Consider the following 17,049-nt stretch of genomic DNA (forward strand, 5'->3'; position numbering starts at 1 on the left):
TTATTAAAGTGCTGATGAAATGAAGCTTTTTATCTTTACAGGCCTTTCCGGCTCGGGCAAAAGCGTTGCGCTCAAAACGCTCGAAGACCTCGAATTCTACTGTATCGACAACTTACCAATCAAACTCCTTGATGCTTGCATCGAAACCCTAACAAAACAGGGATACTCCAATGTAGCTATCAGCCTTGATGTCAGAAACCCATCCTTTCTAGGGACATTACCCGAAGAAGTTGAAAACCTGTCAAATCAAGGCATAGAAGTTAAAATAATTTTTCTTGATGCATCAAACGAATCACTACTACGACGATATTCAGAGACTCGAAGGCCTCACCCTTTATCCAATGACAAAACAACCCTTATTGAGTGTATCGAAGTTGAGCGTAAACTCCTTGAACCACTTAAAATCAACGCGGAGCACATCGACACCAGCAGATTAACTCCTCAGCAACTGAAGAATTCCGTGAGAGGTCTCGTCGAAAACAAAAATCAGCAATTCCAACTCATCTTACAGTCTTTCGGATTCAAGCATGGCATACCACTAGATACTGATTTCACTTTTGATGTTCGCTGCTTACCAAATCCCTTTTACGAAGATGAGTTAAAACAACTATCAGGCTCTAATCCAAAGGTGGCTGACTATCTGAACAGAAGTGCCGATACATTAAAAATAATAGACGACATTCATCAATTCATGAGTCGGTGGTTGCACTTATTCATCAATGAAGGTCGCGTAACCCTAGCGATTTCTGTTGGATGCACAGGAGGACAGCATCGATCGGTTTATGTTGTAGAAGAACTTGAGAAAAAATTCAAACAAGACTACCGTACGCTGATGCGTCACCGCGACTTAAGTTAATGCAGCAACTTAAATATCTTTTTAACAGGCACTGAAATAGGCAACTGACTTTGGTCGTGAAGATTGATCCATTTCAATCCGGAATGTTCCAATTTTGTACGACGTAGAGAGACATTCACTCGCACGGGACGAACCAAATAATCAATGTGAGTAAGTCGATGACGAAACTTAGCGAGATGTGCAGTGGACTCCACCTCTAATTTAAACTCACTCGCGAGTCGATCCAAAATATCTGCAGAAAATATTTCAGAATCAATGAACCCCAAAAGCCCCGGCCATAACCCTTCACCTGAATTCTTAACCATTAAAGCCGTATCAGCATGCACGAAAACGATCATATAAATCGATTTCTTAGTGATCTTTTGCCTATTGTTCGCAGCGGGGTAAATCCCAACAACATCCTCAAGTCGCGCTAGACACCTTTGTTTTAGAGGACACGATAAGCAATTGGGATTGCGACGAACACATACGGTAGCCCCAATATCCATCAACCCCTGAGTGTAAGCATCTATATGCGTATTGGGCATCAGTTTCTCGGCAAGTGCCCACAATTCTCGCATCGTCGAGCTTGCGTTGGGCGGGCCATCGACGCAAAACACACGTGCTAACACTCGTTTTACGTTTCCATCAAGTATTGGGTATTTTTTTCCATACGCTAACGCTAGAATTGCACCGGCGGTAGAACGGCCAATGCCAGGAAGGCTTATTAATGCATCGTACTCGGAAGGTACAATTCCCCCTTGAGCCGCGGCTATTATTCGAGCTGATTTGATCAGATTTATAGCCCTGGAATAATACCCCAATCCACTCCAAGCGCTTAAAACCTCATCTTCAGTGCTATTTGCGAGCGACGCGACGTCAGGAAACGTGGTCATGAAACGGGTAAAGTACCGGGTCGCAGTGCTCACTTGAGTTTGCTGCAACATAATTTCAGACACCCATACCCCATATGGCGTTCGATTCACCTGCCACGGTAAATCATGTCGCCCATGCTTCAGCTGCCAATTAATTACATCGTCCGAAAAGTTGAGCACGTTTACAATCTCATGTATAAGAATTCACCAACGAGTAGGCTTAAAATATCACCCCACACAACCGGTGAACACTTTTGGCTGCCCTCTCCGATGAGCTCGCCTACCGCATCTACAATTAATTCGATTCTAAAGTAAAAAAACGTACTTAACGAAACTCAAGGATATCGATCTAGACTATGCCAGTGATAGAATATTGATCACAAAATAATAAGCCACTAAACTATTATGATTGCTGCGTATATCAATGGAGCTATTAAGGAAATAGAAACTGGAACAACCGTATCCGCCCTCGTCATAGACCTGGATATTGCACACAAAAAAATTGCACTAGAGATCAACGGAGAAATAATTTCCAGAAGTCAGTTTAAATCTCAAATATTACAAGATGGTGATCAAATAGAAATCGTTATGGCTGTAGGTGGCGGTTAAATTGTTCGTTTGATAAATTTTTCACATAGTATTGGGAACTCTTCAAAAAAATGGATCTTTTAAAAATTGGCACTCGATCTTTTGAAAGTCGCTTAATCATCGGCACTGGTAACTATAGATCCTTCGAGGAAACGGGCGACGCAATTCAAGAAAGTGGGGCAGAAATAGTTACTGTCTCCATACGTCGAACAAATCTCGGACAGAATGCATCAGAAGCAAACCTACTCGACTTTATTGATCTTAAACACACAACATTACTTCCAAACACCGCTGGCTGCTATACCGCAAATGACGCCGTACGCATACTCAGGCTCGCGCGCGAACTACTAGACGGACATGATTTAGTTAAGCTGGAGGTTTTAGGAGACCCACAAACACTGTTCCCCAACGTATCCGAAACATTGGTTGCAGCTGATCAACTCGTAAAGGATGGCTTCCAAGTAATGGTGTATACGTCGGATGACCCAATAATTGCTAAACAGCTCGAAAATTTGGGTTGCGTCGCGATCATGCCACTTGCTTCATTGATTGGATCCGGAATGGGGATTCTCAACCCTTGGAACCTCAGCATTATTATTGAAAACCTTAACGTGCCGGTGATTGTAGACGCAGGGGTCGGTACGGCATCGGACGCAGTAATTGCGATGGAACTAGGGTGTGATGCAGTACTTATGAATACCGCAATTGCAGCAGCACAAGATCCCATCATGATGGCGCGCGCGATGAAGAATGCGGTTCAATCTGGCAGAGACGCTTTTCGTGCCGGCAGAATGCCGAAGAAGCTATACCGCGCGTCACCAAGTTCACCCACGGCGGGGATGATACCCCCAGCATCTAAGAAATAAACCTGGCTCAACTCAAGTTTTTTAACAACTTCAAAGCCCTCAAATGGAAAAAAGAAAGGTTCGAAGTTACGTCCTAAGAGCCGGGCGAATGTCAGACGGGCAAAAAAATGCTCGGCAACAATTAGGTGGCAAATACCTTTTACCCTTACAGCTTAAATCTACACTTAATTTCAACACTATTTTTGGGAACAACAACCCCACTTATTTAGAAATTGGCTTTGGGATGGGCGATGCGACCGTAGAAGTTGCCCAATCCTACCCGGCACACAACTACATTGGGATTGAGGTACACCCGCCAGGCGTTGGCCGTTTACTTAAGTTAAGCGAGGATGCCGGGCTTTCAAATCTCAGAGTTATTGAGCATGATGCAGTAGAGGTGACGCGGCATATGTTCGCTGAAAAAAGTCTAAGCGGCATCCATATCTTCTTTCCTGATCCATGGCCCAAAAAACGGCATTATAAGAGACGCTTAATCAATGGGGAGTTCATCAATCAAATGGCCCTGCTTTTAATGAAAACTGGGTATCTACACATCGCGACTGACTGGGAACAGTATGCAGAGGAAATATTGGTCACATTGCTAGAAAATCATCATTTAGAAAATACAGCAGTCGATTTTTGTGAACGCCCCTCCTACCGACCGACTACCAAATTTGAACGGCGCGGACTTAAACTGGGACATCAAGTGTGGGATATTATCTTCCAGAAACGCTAAGGCTCGCTAACTCACAGAAACTCTTGCAATACCTCATTTAAAAATCGCATGCCCAATGGAGTCGTACATATGAAATCATCGGATACAGTCATAAGGCCTCGTCGCTCTAGTGCCATAAGTTGCGACTTCACCAAATCAATGTGTAAAGCTGTTCTCTTTTCAAATAAGTCTCTAGGCACGCCACCATTTAACCGCAAAGCATTCATGAAAAATTCAAATGGTAGGGATTTAGAAGTCACGATCTCATTGCTGTATACACCATCTCCCAACGCAACCGCCTCCATATAACGCTTAGGCTGTTTATGCTTCACGATACGCATGACACTCTGAGACGTCGTTATTTTCGAATGAGCGCCCGCCCCAATGCCAAGGTAATCACCAAACTCCCAATAATTCAAATTGTGCGAACATTGCCTATCCGGTTTCGCAAAAGCTGATACCTCATACTGTTTATATCCGTGTTCATGCGCTGCTGATTCAATTTCAAACTGCATTTCTGAAGCCAAATCATCATCAGGCAACTTTGGAGGATATCTAAAGAACCAAGTATTTGGCTCAATCGTTAATTGATAGATCGATATATGTTCAGGAGCAAACTCCAATACACGTAACAGATCAGTTTTCAGCTCTCCAAGCCCCTGCCCCGGTAGCGCGAACATTAAATCTATATTGATATTGTCAAAAATATATTTTGCATCTGAAATCGTCTCGATGGCTTCAGCACTGGAGTGCACTCGCCCCAGCTTCTCGAGTAACTGATCATTAGTCGTTTGAACCCCAATCGACAGCCTGTTGACGCCGACTCTTCCGTAACCCTCAAACTTAATCCTGTCCGACACGCCAGGGTTAGCCTCCAACGTAATTTCTGCATCAGCCCTAAGCAGGCAATTTTCCTTTACATAATTAATGACAGCGCCGATTAAATCCGGATCGAAAACGGATGGCGTACCTCCACCAAAAAAGATTGTTTGAATTTCGCGATCTTTAATCCAGTCTAGGTGCTGCTTCAAATCCTTAATAAGGGTATTGGTATATTCGTTCGGGGAAACATCACTTCTAAGAGGGTGAGAGTTAAAATCACAATACAGACATTTTTTAACGCACCAAGGTATGTGAACATACAACGACAATGGTGGTAGACAGGTCACACTCACGCTCAATATGAAATTCGTAGCGTCTGAACAATAATCGGGCTACAGATCAAACCAAAATCAGATCGCACCATCAATACGCCCCCGACTCTAACAATCGCCTCATGCTGTGGACTGCTGCACCTCTGTGGCTTACCACATTTTTTTGGGCCAAGGACATTTCCGCGCCAGTTAAGTCAAGGTTAAGATCCAAAAAAAGTGGGTCGTACCCAAAGCCTCCCTCCCCGCGCGGTTCGTCAAGTAACTCTCCAAACCATCTTCCATCGGTGACCAAAGGAGCAGGGTCATTATAATGGCGCACCAGCACGAGCGCGCAATAATAATATGCACGACGATTAACGACATTTCTCATTAATTCGATCAAATGATGATTATTTTGAGCATCAATCGCATTCGCACCAGCAAAACGGGCCGAATTTACACCCGGCCGACCATCTAATGCAAACACACAAATCCCAGAATCATCTGCCAGCACAGGCAACCCTGAATCTTTGGATACATGCCGCGCCTTCGTCAGTGCATTTTCCAAAAAAGTATCATAAGGTTCATCCACCTCACTCACGCCTAGGTCATTCTGGCTCACAAACTCAATATCTAGGCCATGAAACATCAAATTAATTTCACGAATCTTGCCTAAGTTACCCGAGGCGATCGCGATTTTAGAGGGCAGCATCATGAGTCATGTTCCAAAGACATTTTTTGTATCGCGATAAGCTCTGAAATACCCTTTTCTCCATAAGATAGCATGTTAGCTAACTGTGCTTTATTAAAAGCAACACCTTCAGCAGTCCCCTGTATTTCTATGATAGCGCCCGCTTCGTTCATAACGAGATTAAGGTCCGTGTCACATTTGGAATCCTCTACGTAGTCAAGATCCAATAAGACTTGTCCGGATACGATGCCGACCGATATTGCAGCAACATGATGTTTAATGGGTGACCGCTGTAGTACACCTGTTTGTAGCAAATGATTGATCGCCTCACATAATGCTACGAACCCACCCGTAACACTCGCGGTTCGAGTACCCCCGTCTGCCTCAATAACGTCACAGTCGATCTTAATTGTTCGCTCACCAAGCTCCAGAAGCGAAATAGCCGACCTCAAGCTGCGGCCGATCAATCTTTGGATTTCTTGCGTTCTTCCCGACTGTTTGCCTTTTGAAGCTTCTCGATCCATTCTCGTGTTAGTGGATCGCGGCAGCATCCCATACTCAGCGGTAACCCAACCTTGGCCGGTTCCTCTTAGAAAAAGCGGCACCTTTTCCTCAACAGAAGCGGTGCAGATCACTCGCGTTCTGCCAAACTCAACTAGCACGGAACCCTCAGCCTGCCCAACAAACCCTCTCGTCAAACAAACCTTTCTTAAGCTGTCAGCATCCCGACCATTTCTGTTCATTACCGCTCCTTCTTAAAAAAATGCGAAAACCATCATGATTCTTTGTTCCAGGTTCATCAGACGCGTGATATCTTATCAACAGTTTATAATTATTGACGAAATAGGAAATAATTCATGACCACCAGTATGACTGGATTCGCATCTGCTTCATGCACAACTAAATTCGCTACCATCGTAACGGATATTAAGTGTGTTAATCACCGATATCTAGACCTCCAGTTTAAAATCCCTGAAGAATTACGGCAATACGAAGTTAAATTTAGACGTACATTAGCCGACTTCCTCAAAAGAGGGAAAGTAGAATGTAAGATATCGATCAGTCAGAATCATGATTTGGTATCGAAAAAGATATCCAACCAAGTTCTTCAAAACCTAAAAACATTGGAGCAAACTCTTGCAACACACTGTCCTGAAGCGGCGAAACTCTCCATCAATGACATTCTGTGCTGGCCTGGGGCAATACAAGAGGAATCAATGGAGATTGAAATCCTAGTCGCTGCAGCTGAAGAAGCGCTCAGCACTGCAATTAGCGAACTTAGTATCGCTCGAAATGAAGAGGGTAAAAAACTAAAAAAAATCATTCAAGAAAAAGCTAACCGCATCAAGGTGCTCATTCAAGACGTTAAACCACGGATAACCGACATTGTTGCGTCTTACGAAACAAAATTGAAAGATCGAATCAAACAGCTTAATATTGAATTTTCAGAAGATAGAATTGCGCAAGAAGTTGTGATGTACTCGATAAAAGTAGACATCGAAGAGGAAATTCACAGACTAGAGGCACACACGTCCTCATTACTAGATATTTTAGAATCGAAGGAGGCGCAAGGTAAAAAACTTGACTTCCTCATGCAAGAATTAAATCGAGAAGCCAATACGCTAGGATCCAAATCGACAAATATTGAGACGACTAATATCGCGATGGAACTAAAGGTAGCGATCGAACAGATCAGGGAACAAGTCCAAAATATTGAATAGACCTATGGCTAATATTTTTATTGTTTCCGCGCCCTCAGGCGCAGGCAAATCTTCATTGATCGACGCCCTGACCGAAAAAGATAACAGGCTAAAAAAATCCATTTCGGTTACCACGAGACAACCTCGACAGGGAGAACAAAATGGTCAACACTACTTGTTTACCGATGAAATAGACTTTCAGAAACGTTTAAGCAATGGTGATTTTTTAGAGTATGCGCAGGTGCATGGCAATTGGTACGGGACCAGCAGGCTCTTAGTCGAAAACGAGCTTAAGAATAATAATGACCTCGTCCTAGAAATCGACTATCAAGGCGCTCAAATCATTAGAAGCCTCTATGCCGACAGCATCTCTATTTTTATACTGCCCCCCAATAAGGCTTTATTACGATCACGCCTCGAGAAAAGAAACACGGACGCCCCCACAACAATTGAGCAACGCCTGAAAGCTGCGAATACTGAGATTGCCCATATTTCTGAGTATCAATATGTTACTATTAACGACAATTTCGACGATGCTGTAGCTGATTTGGAAGCCATTGTGCGATCGACGAGACTCGCAGCGCACAGGCATAAAAGCGAACACATCATACAAAACTTTTTAAAGGATGACTGATTATGGCTCGTATTACGGTGGATGATTGCTTGGAGTTCATTCCGAATCGCTTTGAATTAACACTAGCAGCGAGTTATCGCGCGCGGCAAATCTCTATCGGCAATACAGCGCTTGTAGAGAGGCACAATGATAAACCAACTGTTATTGCCCTCAGAGAAATTGCGAGTGGTAAGGTTGGTATTGAGATACTCAATAAAAAATAGTCACTTTACTTGTTTCGACTCAGCATGAGTCGATAACTACTCGTGTAGAAATCGGATTATCGGGATATGTGACGTCATGGAGCATGACTTTCCTGCAGTGTCAAACATTATCGAGGTAGACTTAGCCTCATCACTATTTGCACAGGCGGCGAATTACCTCAGCCCCCATGAGCTTGAAATGCTCAAAGAGGCGTACCAATACAGTCGAGAGGCACACCATGGTCAGTTTAGAAAAACGGGTGAGCCTTACATCTCACACCCTGTAGCGGTATCCCAAATTCTGACGACCTGGAATCTTGATTCCACCGCGCTCATCGCGGCACTATTGCATGATGTGGTTGAAGACACCCGCATCACAAAAGGAGAAATCAGTCAAAAATACGGGAAAGTCGTTGCGGATCTAGTCGACGGCGTATCAAAGCTCGATAAGATCAGTTTCGAATCTCAAAAGCATGAGCAAGCTGAGAATTTCAGAAAAATGCTGCTTGCAATGGCCAAAGATGTGCGAGTCATGTTGATCAAACTGGCGGATCGGCTCCACAACATGCGAACGTTGACGGTAATGCAACCTCAAAAGAGGATGCGCATAGCTAAAGAGACTCTAGAGATTTATGCGCCAATTGCCAATCGCTTGGGATTGAATGATGTATATCATGAACTGCAAGAATTATCACTATCACACCTTTATCCCAATCGTTATAAGGTACTGTCAAAAGCTGTAAAACGGGCACGAGGAAACCGGAAAGAGCTGATCAGGAAAATTCTCGAGTCGCTACAGCAATGCCTCAAGGAACACGAACTTGAAGCCGAAGTATCAGGACGTGAAAAAGCGATTCACAGCATTTATCGAAAAATGACCAAAAAAACCTTATCTTTTGCCGAGGTCTTTGATATTTATGGTTTTCGCGTTGTAGTTAAAGACATTGCATCATGCTACTCGGCTCTCGGAGTATTACACCAACGTTATAAGCCTGTTCCCGGAAAATTCAAAGACTACATTGCCATTCCAAAAGCAAACGGCTACCAAAGCCTGCACAGCACACTATTAAGCCCGGTGGGTACATCTATTGAAGTGCAAATTCGAACAAAAAAAATGGATCAAATTGCAGAATCTGGGGTTGCGTCACACTGGCTTTATAAAGAAACTGACAAAACCTCTCTGACCGAGCTACAAACTCGCACACATCAATGGATGCAGAATTTACTGCAACTGCAAGCAGAACCAGGAAATGCGGCTGAATTTCTGGAGCATCTCAAGTTAGATTTATTCCCTGATGAAGTGTTTGTTTTTACACCTAAAGGGAAAATTATCTCACTTCCTCGAGGCGCGACGACCATTGATTTCGCTTATGCAGTGCATACAGATGTGGGAAATTACACCTCATCCGCTAAAGTGAACCATGAGCCGGTACCTTTAAATACTGAATTAAGAAGCGGCGATCAAGTAGAGATCATCACTTCTGAACAAGCAACAGCAAATCCAAATTGGCTCAGATTCATCGCCACCAGTCGGGCAAGGGCGCAAATACGTCATTCTTTAAGAAATCAACACCATGAAGAGTCTGCAGTGCTCGGTGAACGTTTACTCAAACAAGCGGTGGATGATCTCAAAATGGAGCCAAATGCGATCACTCTGGATCATTGGGATCGCCTTGCCAAAGAATATGCTGGGAAAACTAAGAATGAAATACTCTCTGAGATTGGTTTAGGTAAACAGTTAGCTATCGTTGTAGCCCGGCATTTATTAGCGCTGGATGACGACGAAGTAACTCAGACAAATGTACAGAAGACCAGCTTAGTCATACACGGGACCGAGGGTATGGCTCTGCAGTTTGCAAAGTGTTGCCATCCAATTCCCGGAGACCCAATCATTGGTTATCTCAGAAAAGGCCACGGATTGATCGTTCACACCCATGACTGCCCTATAGCTAGAAGGTCTCACAACGATCCCCACAAATGGATTGATGTTGAATGGGACCCAAACACATCAAAATCTTTCCTAGTTAATATTTGTATACTAGCGAAAAACGGTCGAGGTATTCTTGGGAAAATTGCTACAAAAATTTCTGCAGCGGACGCCAATATCGAAACAGGAAACTTCGAACAGAACGACATTACAAACTACGCTGAAATCAACCTATCCATTATGGTGACGAATCGTATTCACCTGGCTAGAGTAATGCGCAACCTTAGGTCCCTAGATGAGGTCTCCAGAATTATCCGACTCAAATCTTAACCCTTTAAGTGAGTCCCGACTCGCGCAATCCAGATAACGGACCACTTAACTTTTAAGTGGTCCGCATTATGGCCTACAAAATCTGCTATGGCCGTACCATATTGCAAGTCGTCGCTAACACGGTATCGGCAGCCGCCACGACAACATCCGTTTTAGGACCGATTCCAGTGCGCTCCATATCGTTTCTGACGCCATCCTGACCCATTCTCCTAAACGTAGAAACATACAAAGGCTGGATCAATTGATGGTTGTCCTCTCTCATCCAAACTTCGCCAGTCACAGATTTATATCGAGCACCCTCTAATTTTTTTGCAACACTTAGAGGATCTGTAGAGCCTACTGCCTCAATCGATTGAACTAAAAGGTCAATCGCATATTTAGGCGTAATGAAAATTAAGTCATCATTAAACTCTGAATATTTGTTTCGATACGACTCCACAATGGCATTTGACTTCTCATCCCCAACGTTGACATGCCACATGCTCACCATCTTTACTCGGTCCACGCCTGCCTCACCGATCGCCGTTGGCCCACCAACTACGCCAGCGTAATAAGTATAAAACACCACGTCTAATCCGGAATCCTTAGCTGCTTTAACCAATAACGCTAAATCAACACCCCAATTTCCAGTGATCACAGAATCCGCCTTAGATGCACGGATTTTAGCGATATAAGGCGCAAAATCTTTAACCTTTCCTAGTGGATGCAAATCATCCCCGACGATCTGTATGTCTGGACGTTTTTTCGGCAACATAGAATTAGCCGCTTTCTGAACTGAGTGCCCAAACGCGTAGTCTTGGTTAAGCAGATAAACCTTCTTAACTGATGCATCAGCCGCTATCATATCGCTGAGCGCGTGCATTTTCATCTCGGCATCTGCATCAAACCTAAAGTGCCAGAAATTGCAGCGATCATTGGTCAAAGCTGGATCCACAGCAGCGTAATTCAAGTAAATCATGGCTGAATCAGGATTACGCTCATTATGTTTTGCGACCGCCTCAGACAATGCGCCAGCGACTGCAGACGAATTTCCTTGAAACATAAATTTAACCTTTTGGTCGGCTAATTGCCTGAACGCAATTAGCGACTCTTGAGGGTTCGCCTTCCCATCGATCGGAACAATTTCAAATTTAGAGCCGTTGAGTACACCCCCTTGCTCATTAATTTCATCTACAAAGAGACTAAGAGTTCGCAAACCATTTTGACCCACCGCGGCAAAAGGTCCCGAGAGGGGATCGATATAGCCAATTTTGATTGTTTCCTGAGGTTGGTTACAACCTGATAACAAAAGACTAAGAACTGCTATAGCACTAAAAAAAACTCCCCTAATAACTCCCATATCGCCTCCTTTAAACTTACGTAAAAACAAACATTGACTTACCGCAAAATGTGCATGGTCTCTAGTTTGATCTTTAATAATGAGACACCTTTTCTATTATACGACCCTATTACTTAATGTTCTGAATCCTGTTACGCGGCATTCAACTTGGTCGCCAGATTGAATAACCGAAGCCCCAGGAGTCCCTGTACTAATGATATCCCCAGGATACAAGGTGGATATATGCGAAAAATGTGATACGAGATAGAATGGATTAAACGCCATATTAGAGACGGTATTGCTCCGATGCGGAGAACCATTTTTCCAAGTTGCCACATTTAGCGACATCAAATCCGGGACCTCATCTGGCGTAACCAACTCAGGCCCAAACGAGAAAAAAGAATCGAAGTTCTTTGACTTTGTCAAAAATCGCGGATTACGCAGTAAAATATCTTCTGCGGTCATATCAATCACTAAACAGTAGCCAGCAATATAATCCACGGCCGCTTCTTCGCTAACAGAATGACATGGCTTGCCAATCACCACGGCAATTTCAGCTTCAGCTGTTACCCGATTAGACTCTCTAGGGAGCATAATCAAATCATCGTATCCAATAATGGTGTTGTCACCCTTCATAAATGAGGCTGGCTCTGTTGGATGCGGCGCACCCAAATCCTCCGCATGATTCAGATAATTCAACCCGATACCTATGATCTTTCTGGGATGCCGGTACAATGGAGCGATACGACATGCATCACGAGCAACTCGATCAGGCACCTGACAGGCTTGGTCATAAACCAATGGATTCAGTCCAGCATCAATCAACTGGAATAGATTTGTGGGCCAGTTGGTATAAAAAATCTCATTAATCGAAACAATCGTAACCCATTGTTCATCAACCAAAATAGCAGCATGTTCTTGATCGTTACTCTCTTTAAGCGTACAAAATCGCACTCTAGATCTCCTTCAAAATAACACTGATGATTCGTAATACTCAGCCGCATTAAACTAATCTTGCTTAACATCTTGACCCAAGTAGTACATAACCCCTAGGCTGTAACACGCAGCTGCATCACCCTAGTCACAATCACGTTTCCAAGCATTTACGTCATCAACCTCTGCAAAACATGTGCTAGCAAATAACAGTATCAGTATTGGCGCTAGTTTATTCATCAAGCCACCCTCCTACTTAAGTAGAATTTTATTGATGGGAGCTACTGTTCAACTGACAAATCAAAATTAGCCTCAAATGTCCTATTAAGCAACACCCACGACAAGTGTCCTTTTGAAGGACATTTTTGTTTTTAATTTATTAACACCTTAATGGGAGCTCACCTTTAATCGTAACTGAGTTGCTCTGCTCGTCAAGCATTGAGCTGCTGTATTGCAGTTAAATCAATAGTGTGTATTTGGTACTTGCCGAAAAAAGGTAGGAGATATTCGTTGATTACACACCCATAGTCTTTATGACTAACTTTTTCTTATCTTTCTTTGCGCTGCGCCATAGCGTCTCAATGTAAAACAACTGATAAAGAAAATGTATAGTAGGTGTACCCTGGCGAAAAAAAAGCGCCTACTATTGTAAGCGCTTGATTTTGCTGGATTTATGGTAGGCGGTGCGAGATTCGAACTCGCGACCAATGGATTAAAAGTCCACTGCTCTACCGGCTGAGCTAACCGCCCATACAAAAGCCAAGCATTCTAGCGGCTTACTCCCCTGTTGGTCAATCTAACCTGCACGACATTTAGGACTAAACCATGCTCTACACTAAACATAAACAGTCGGGTCATCAATGCCGGCGTCTAAAAAACCTTCCTTACGAATTCGGCAAGAGTCACAGATCCCGCAAGCAGCCCCAAGGGGGGATGCTTGATAACATGAAACTGTTTGACTGAAATCAACACCTAACTTGTATCCGAGCTTAATGATGTCAGCTTTTTTTAAATCAATTAACGGTGCGTGAATTCGAAACCCAGAACCCTCAACCCCAGCTTTTGTAGCTAAATTTGCGACGTTCTCATAAGCCTTTATGTACTCGGGCCGACAATCCGGATAACCTGAATAATCAACTGCATTCGCACCGATAAATACATCCTGAGCACCAAGTACCTCTGCCCAACCTAATGCAATAGAGAGCATGATAGTGTTTCGAGCGGGGACGTATGTGGAGGGGATTCCAACTGATTTTTCAGTTGGAATCTGTTGGCTAGAATCCGTCAAAGAAGATCCTCCTAGAGCTGCCAAATCCACCTTAATAATTTTGTGCTCAACCGCGTTAAAATGAGCGCATAGGCTTCTTGCGGAATTCAATTCTGAGATGTGTCGTTGGCCATAATCAATTGAGAGGGTATGACACAAAAAGTGTTTTGACTGCGCATAGGCAATGGTAGTGGCGGAATCTAATCCTCCAGAGACCAGAACAACCGCTTTGGCTTGCTCAATACTCATGGAGCGCAACGCCTTTTTAATTCTGCGAGCCTAATCTGAGCCAGCATTTGGTTTGTTGCTTCTTGATCACTACTGCAAATTTTTTCTGCTTCAATTAAGTATTTTCCGGCAGCACTACACTCACCCCTCTCAACATGAATAATCCCTGCCTCCAACATGGCTGCACAGTGCTTATTATGGTTCTTAAGGCGCGGTAACAATTGGGTCAATACAGTTAACGCCTGTTGGCTTTGTCCAGGCTCCTTATTCAATCCGATTGCGGCCCAGTACATTCCACTTTTAGCATATTGATTGTCAGGAAACTTCTCGTTGAGTGCATAAAATAGGTTTATAGCTTCTTTATAACTGCCTTTATCGAATAACTTGTTTTTCGCGTATTCATAGAAAGCCTTTGCATCATTTTCGTCGCCCAAAGGAGGAGGAGCACTGTCGATAGAAATTTCCAATGGTTTGATATCTTTAGTCGCACGAGGCGGTCGACCACCCGAATAGCCTTTTTTGTAAGCTTCAATCGCTTTAGAATAATCTTGCGTAACACCGTTTCCATTTTCGTACGCAAGTCCTAAGTTGTAACAGGCAAGTGCTTCACCACCCTCACAGCCTTTTTGGGAATACGCAGCCGCTTTAAAATAATCTTGCGTAATACCTTCACCACCCGTGTAGTAAACAAGTCCTAAGTTGAAACAGGCATTTGAATCACCGTTATCACAATCACGTTTCCAAGCCTTTAAGTAATCAGACTTAGCAAAACAGATGCTAGTAAATAACAGCATCAGTACTGCCGCTAGTTTATTCGTCAAGCTGCACTCCTATTTTAGGTAATCTCGCCGTTCATCACACTACCAACAAACATAAAGCACTGGATAACATTGCTACACACTGCCCCAACCCTTGATGTTTTAATTGTGGTCGTATAAGGACGGTGGTCGGCAAAAGTGTGGCGATGGGCATTTTTTTGGTGGGTGTTGGAGCAGTTGAATGAACTTACTCAATATTCTCGAACATGACTTTTTCTTCTGTCATCTCTTGCATTTGAGCTGACGTCATCCAGCAAGAGATGTAGTACGTCCCCTTTGTGATCTGATCACTAAGCTGACGCTTGTTAACAACTGAATCAGCCTCTTGGATCATGTTCACACGTTGACTATCGAGAATGCTACGGACGACACTCGACTTGATACCAAAATTAGTATTCTCCGGAATAACGCCATGCTCATCTATTGCAAATTTTAAATCTAATTTTGCAACAGCAACCGCTATGACATTTCCAAATTCATCGAGAATGGGTCCGCCACTGTTCCCTGGTTGTAGTGCTGCATCAATTTGAATTTGTGAAAAATTATTTCCTAGTCCAGACTGAGCACTGACAATACCTTTCGTAATTTTTATAGCTGAATTAAATGTCTCCCCAAACGGGAATCCCGCAACATAGACATCCTCCATCAACCCGGGGTTATCACGCCTAATAGGAAACACATGATCCGGGGAAAAATCACCCTTCAATAAAGCTAAATCATTCTGCGTGTCGTAAGCTACAATCGTGACTGGGACAGCAACACCCTTATGGTGAATCACAACATTCTGACAGCCTTTGATCACATGATTGTTTGTAATGACATAGCCTTCTCGTGATACTGCAAAGCCACTGCCTGAGGAAGCCTGTAGCAGATCATTACTATCCGCTCTGCGTTGTTCTTCTACTGTAGGCCACTCGATGGCTACGCCGTCTCTGAATTCACCGACATATTTATCGCCATTTGCAGATGTTAAGGTGCCTTGACCGTGATACTTATCGTGTCTCCATTCACCGACATATTTGTCACCATTTGCATATGTTAAGGTGCCTTGACCGCGATACTTATCGTCTCTGAATTCACCGACATACTGAGCACCATTTGCATATGTGTAGGTGCCTTGACCGTGGAACTTGTCGTCCCTGAATTCACCAACATACTGGGCACCTGCCCATTGTGATTCAGAACCAAACATAAAGATACCTTGACCGTGCTTCTTATCGTCTCTGAAATCACCGACATACTGGTTACCATCTGCATATGTGTAGGTGCCTTGACAGTTATGCCAACGCACTTCAAGATCTTGTGGGCATAGAGGTAACGCATATTCCGCTCCACGCTGTTCTTCTACTGAAGGCCCCTCGATGGCTACGCCGTCTCTGAATTCACCGACATATTTATCGCCAGTTGCAGATGTTAAGGTGCCTTGACCGTGATACTTGTCGTGTCTCCATTCACCGGCATATTTGTCACCATTTGCATATGTGAAGGTACCTTGGCCGTGATACTTGTCGTCTCTGAATTCACCGACATACTGAGCACCATTTGCATGTGTGTAAGTGCCTTGACCGTGGTACTTGTCGTCTCTGAATTCACCGACATACTGGGCACCTGTCCATTGTGATTCAGAACCAAATATAAAGATGCCTTGGCCGTGCTTCTTATCGTCTCTGAATTCACCGACATATTTATCACCATTTGCTAATATGTAGGTACCTTGACCGTGGTACTTGTCGTCCCTGAATTCACCAACATACTGGGCACCCGCCCATTGTGATTCAGAACCAAATATAAAGATGCCTTGACCGTGCTTCTTATCGTCTCTGAATTCACCGACATACTGGTTACCATCTGCATATGTGTAGGTGCCTTGACAGTTATGCCAACGCACTTCAAGATCTTGTGGGCATGGAGGTAACGCATATGCGGACGATACGCACGTCATGGTGGCTATCAGTAACAGTAGCTTGTTCATCACATACGTTACCTGTTCAAATCTAACTTGATAACTTCTACTTTCATCTCTGCACATA

Annotated in this window: 17 protein-coding genes and 1 tRNA gene; 8 read left to right on the top strand and 10 right to left on the bottom strand. The window is 43.7% G+C overall.

The window, feature by feature from the left end; translation table 11 throughout:
- Positions 1 to 19: 19 nt before the first annotated feature.
- Positions 20 to 856 (top strand): RNase adapter RapZ, encoded by an 837-nt coding sequence (rapZ, locus tag O3A65_07440; GenBank protein MDA1332296.1) that lies wholly within the window; start codon positions 20 to 22, stop codon positions 854 to 856.
- On the opposite strand, the gene mutY is transcribed toward rapZ, so the two are convergent.
- The gene (gene mutY / locus O3A65_07445; GenBank protein MDA1332297.1) at positions 853 to 1,890 is read right to left on the bottom strand and encodes an A/G-specific adenine glycosylase; all 1,038 of its coding nucleotides are present in this window, start codon (positions 1,888 to 1,890) and stop codon (positions 853 to 855) included. The genes rapZ and mutY overlap by 4 nt on opposite strands.
- Positions 1,891 to 2,115: 225 nt before the next feature.
- On the opposite strand from mutY, the gene thiS reads away from it, so the two are divergent.
- From thiS to trmB, 3 genes are read left to right on the top strand one after another with little or no spacing between them, the layout of a single operon-like run.
- Positions 2,116 to 2,319 carry a sulfur carrier protein ThiS gene (thiS, locus tag O3A65_07450; protein MDA1332298.1) on the top strand — a complete coding sequence of 68 codons (204 nt, stop codon included), beginning with the start codon at positions 2,116 to 2,118 and terminating at the stop codon, positions 2,317 to 2,319.
- 50 nt (positions 2,320 to 2,369) lie between these two features.
- Complete coding sequence (locus tag O3A65_07455) at positions 2,370 to 3,164, top strand: thiazole synthase (GenBank protein MDA1332299.1); 795 nt, start codon at positions 2,370 to 2,372, stop codon at positions 3,162 to 3,164.
- A 43-nt stretch (positions 3,165 to 3,207) separates the two neighbouring features.
- Positions 3,208 to 3,879, top strand: coding sequence for a tRNA (guanosine(46)-N7)-methyltransferase TrmB (trmB, locus tag O3A65_07460; GenBank protein MDA1332300.1), 672 nt, complete (start codon positions 3,208 to 3,210; stop codon positions 3,877 to 3,879).
- An 11-nt stretch (positions 3,880 to 3,890) separates the two neighbouring features.
- On the opposite strand, the gene hemW is transcribed toward trmB, so the two are convergent.
- The 3 genes from hemW to rph form a co-directional block, all read right to left on the bottom strand.
- On the bottom strand, positions 3,891 to 5,033 hold the full coding sequence (gene hemW / locus O3A65_07465; protein MDA1332301.1) for a radical SAM family heme chaperone HemW: 1,143 nt from the start codon (positions 5,031 to 5,033) through the stop codon (positions 3,891 to 3,893).
- A 70-nt stretch (positions 5,034 to 5,103) separates the two neighbouring features.
- The gene (gene rdgB, locus O3A65_07470; protein ID MDA1332302.1) at positions 5,104 to 5,706 is read right to left on the bottom strand and encodes an RdgB/HAM1 family non-canonical purine NTP pyrophosphatase; all 603 of its coding nucleotides are present in this window, start codon (positions 5,704 to 5,706) and stop codon (positions 5,104 to 5,106) included.
- Positions 5,703 to 6,425, bottom strand: a complete 723-nt coding sequence (gene rph / locus O3A65_07475) for a ribonuclease PH (GenBank protein ID MDA1332303.1) — start codon at positions 6,423 to 6,425, stop codon at positions 5,703 to 5,705. The genes rdgB and rph overlap by 4 nt, the downstream gene beginning before the upstream one ends.
- 114 nt (positions 6,426 to 6,539) lie before the next feature.
- Between rph and O3A65_07480 the strand changes: the two genes are divergently transcribed.
- From O3A65_07480 to O3A65_07495, 4 genes are all read left to right on the top strand, one after another.
- A complete protein-coding gene (locus tag O3A65_07480; GenBank protein ID MDA1332304.1) occupies positions 6,540 to 7,403 on the top strand; it encodes a YicC family protein in 864 nt (287 codons plus the stop codon).
- A 4-nt stretch (positions 7,404 to 7,407) separates the two neighbouring features.
- Entirely contained in the window at positions 7,408 to 8,016 is a 609-nt protein-coding gene (gene gmk / locus O3A65_07485) for a guanylate kinase (protein ID MDA1332305.1), read from the top strand.
- 2 nt (positions 8,017 to 8,018) lie between these two features.
- Positions 8,019 to 8,219, top strand: coding sequence for a DNA-directed RNA polymerase subunit omega (gene rpoZ / locus O3A65_07490; protein MDA1332306.1), 201 nt, complete (start codon positions 8,019 to 8,021; stop codon positions 8,217 to 8,219).
- Positions 8,220 to 8,295: 76 nt separating this feature from the next.
- A complete protein-coding gene (locus O3A65_07495; protein ID MDA1332307.1) occupies positions 8,296 to 10,455 on the top strand; it encodes a bifunctional (p)ppGpp synthetase/guanosine-3',5'-bis(diphosphate) 3'-pyrophosphohydrolase in 2,160 nt (719 codons plus the stop codon).
- Between the two features lie 85 nt (positions 10,456 to 10,540).
- Here the strand turns inward: O3A65_07495 and O3A65_07500 are convergent, their stop codons facing one another.
- The 6 genes from O3A65_07500 to O3A65_07525 form a co-directional block, all read right to left on the bottom strand.
- Positions 10,541 to 11,794: a branched-chain amino acid ABC transporter substrate-binding protein gene (locus O3A65_07500; protein ID MDA1332308.1), complete on the bottom strand. Its 1,254-nt coding sequence runs from the start codon at positions 11,792 to 11,794 to the stop codon at positions 10,541 to 10,543.
- Positions 11,795 to 11,890: 96 nt separating this feature from the next.
- Positions 11,891 to 12,727 (bottom strand): fumarylacetoacetate hydrolase family protein, encoded by an 837-nt coding sequence (locus tag O3A65_07505; GenBank protein MDA1332309.1) that lies wholly within the window; start codon positions 12,725 to 12,727, stop codon positions 11,891 to 11,893.
- Between the two features lie 653 nt (positions 12,728 to 13,380).
- Positions 13,381 to 13,456, bottom strand: a tRNA-Lys gene (locus O3A65_07510).
- 85 nt (positions 13,457 to 13,541) lie between these two features.
- Positions 13,542 to 14,222: a 7-cyano-7-deazaguanine synthase QueC gene (gene queC, locus O3A65_07515; protein MDA1332310.1), complete on the bottom strand. Its 681-nt coding sequence runs from the start codon at positions 14,220 to 14,222 to the stop codon at positions 13,542 to 13,544.
- Complete coding sequence (locus tag O3A65_07520) at positions 14,219 to 15,022, bottom strand: hypothetical protein (GenBank protein ID MDA1332311.1); 804 nt, start codon at positions 15,020 to 15,022, stop codon at positions 14,219 to 14,221. Before O3A65_07520 ends, queC begins: the two co-directional genes overlap by 4 nt.
- Before the next feature lie 184 nt (positions 15,023 to 15,206).
- A partial coding sequence (locus tag O3A65_07525; GenBank protein ID MDA1332312.1) for a trypsin-like peptidase domain-containing protein occupies positions 15,207 to 17,049 on the bottom strand: 1,843 nt, incomplete at its 5' end.

Source organism: Pseudomonadota bacterium, assembly GCA_027624715.1.
Classification (GTDB): Bacteria; Pseudomonadota; Gammaproteobacteria; order Burkholderiales; family Eutrophovitaceae; genus Eutrophovita.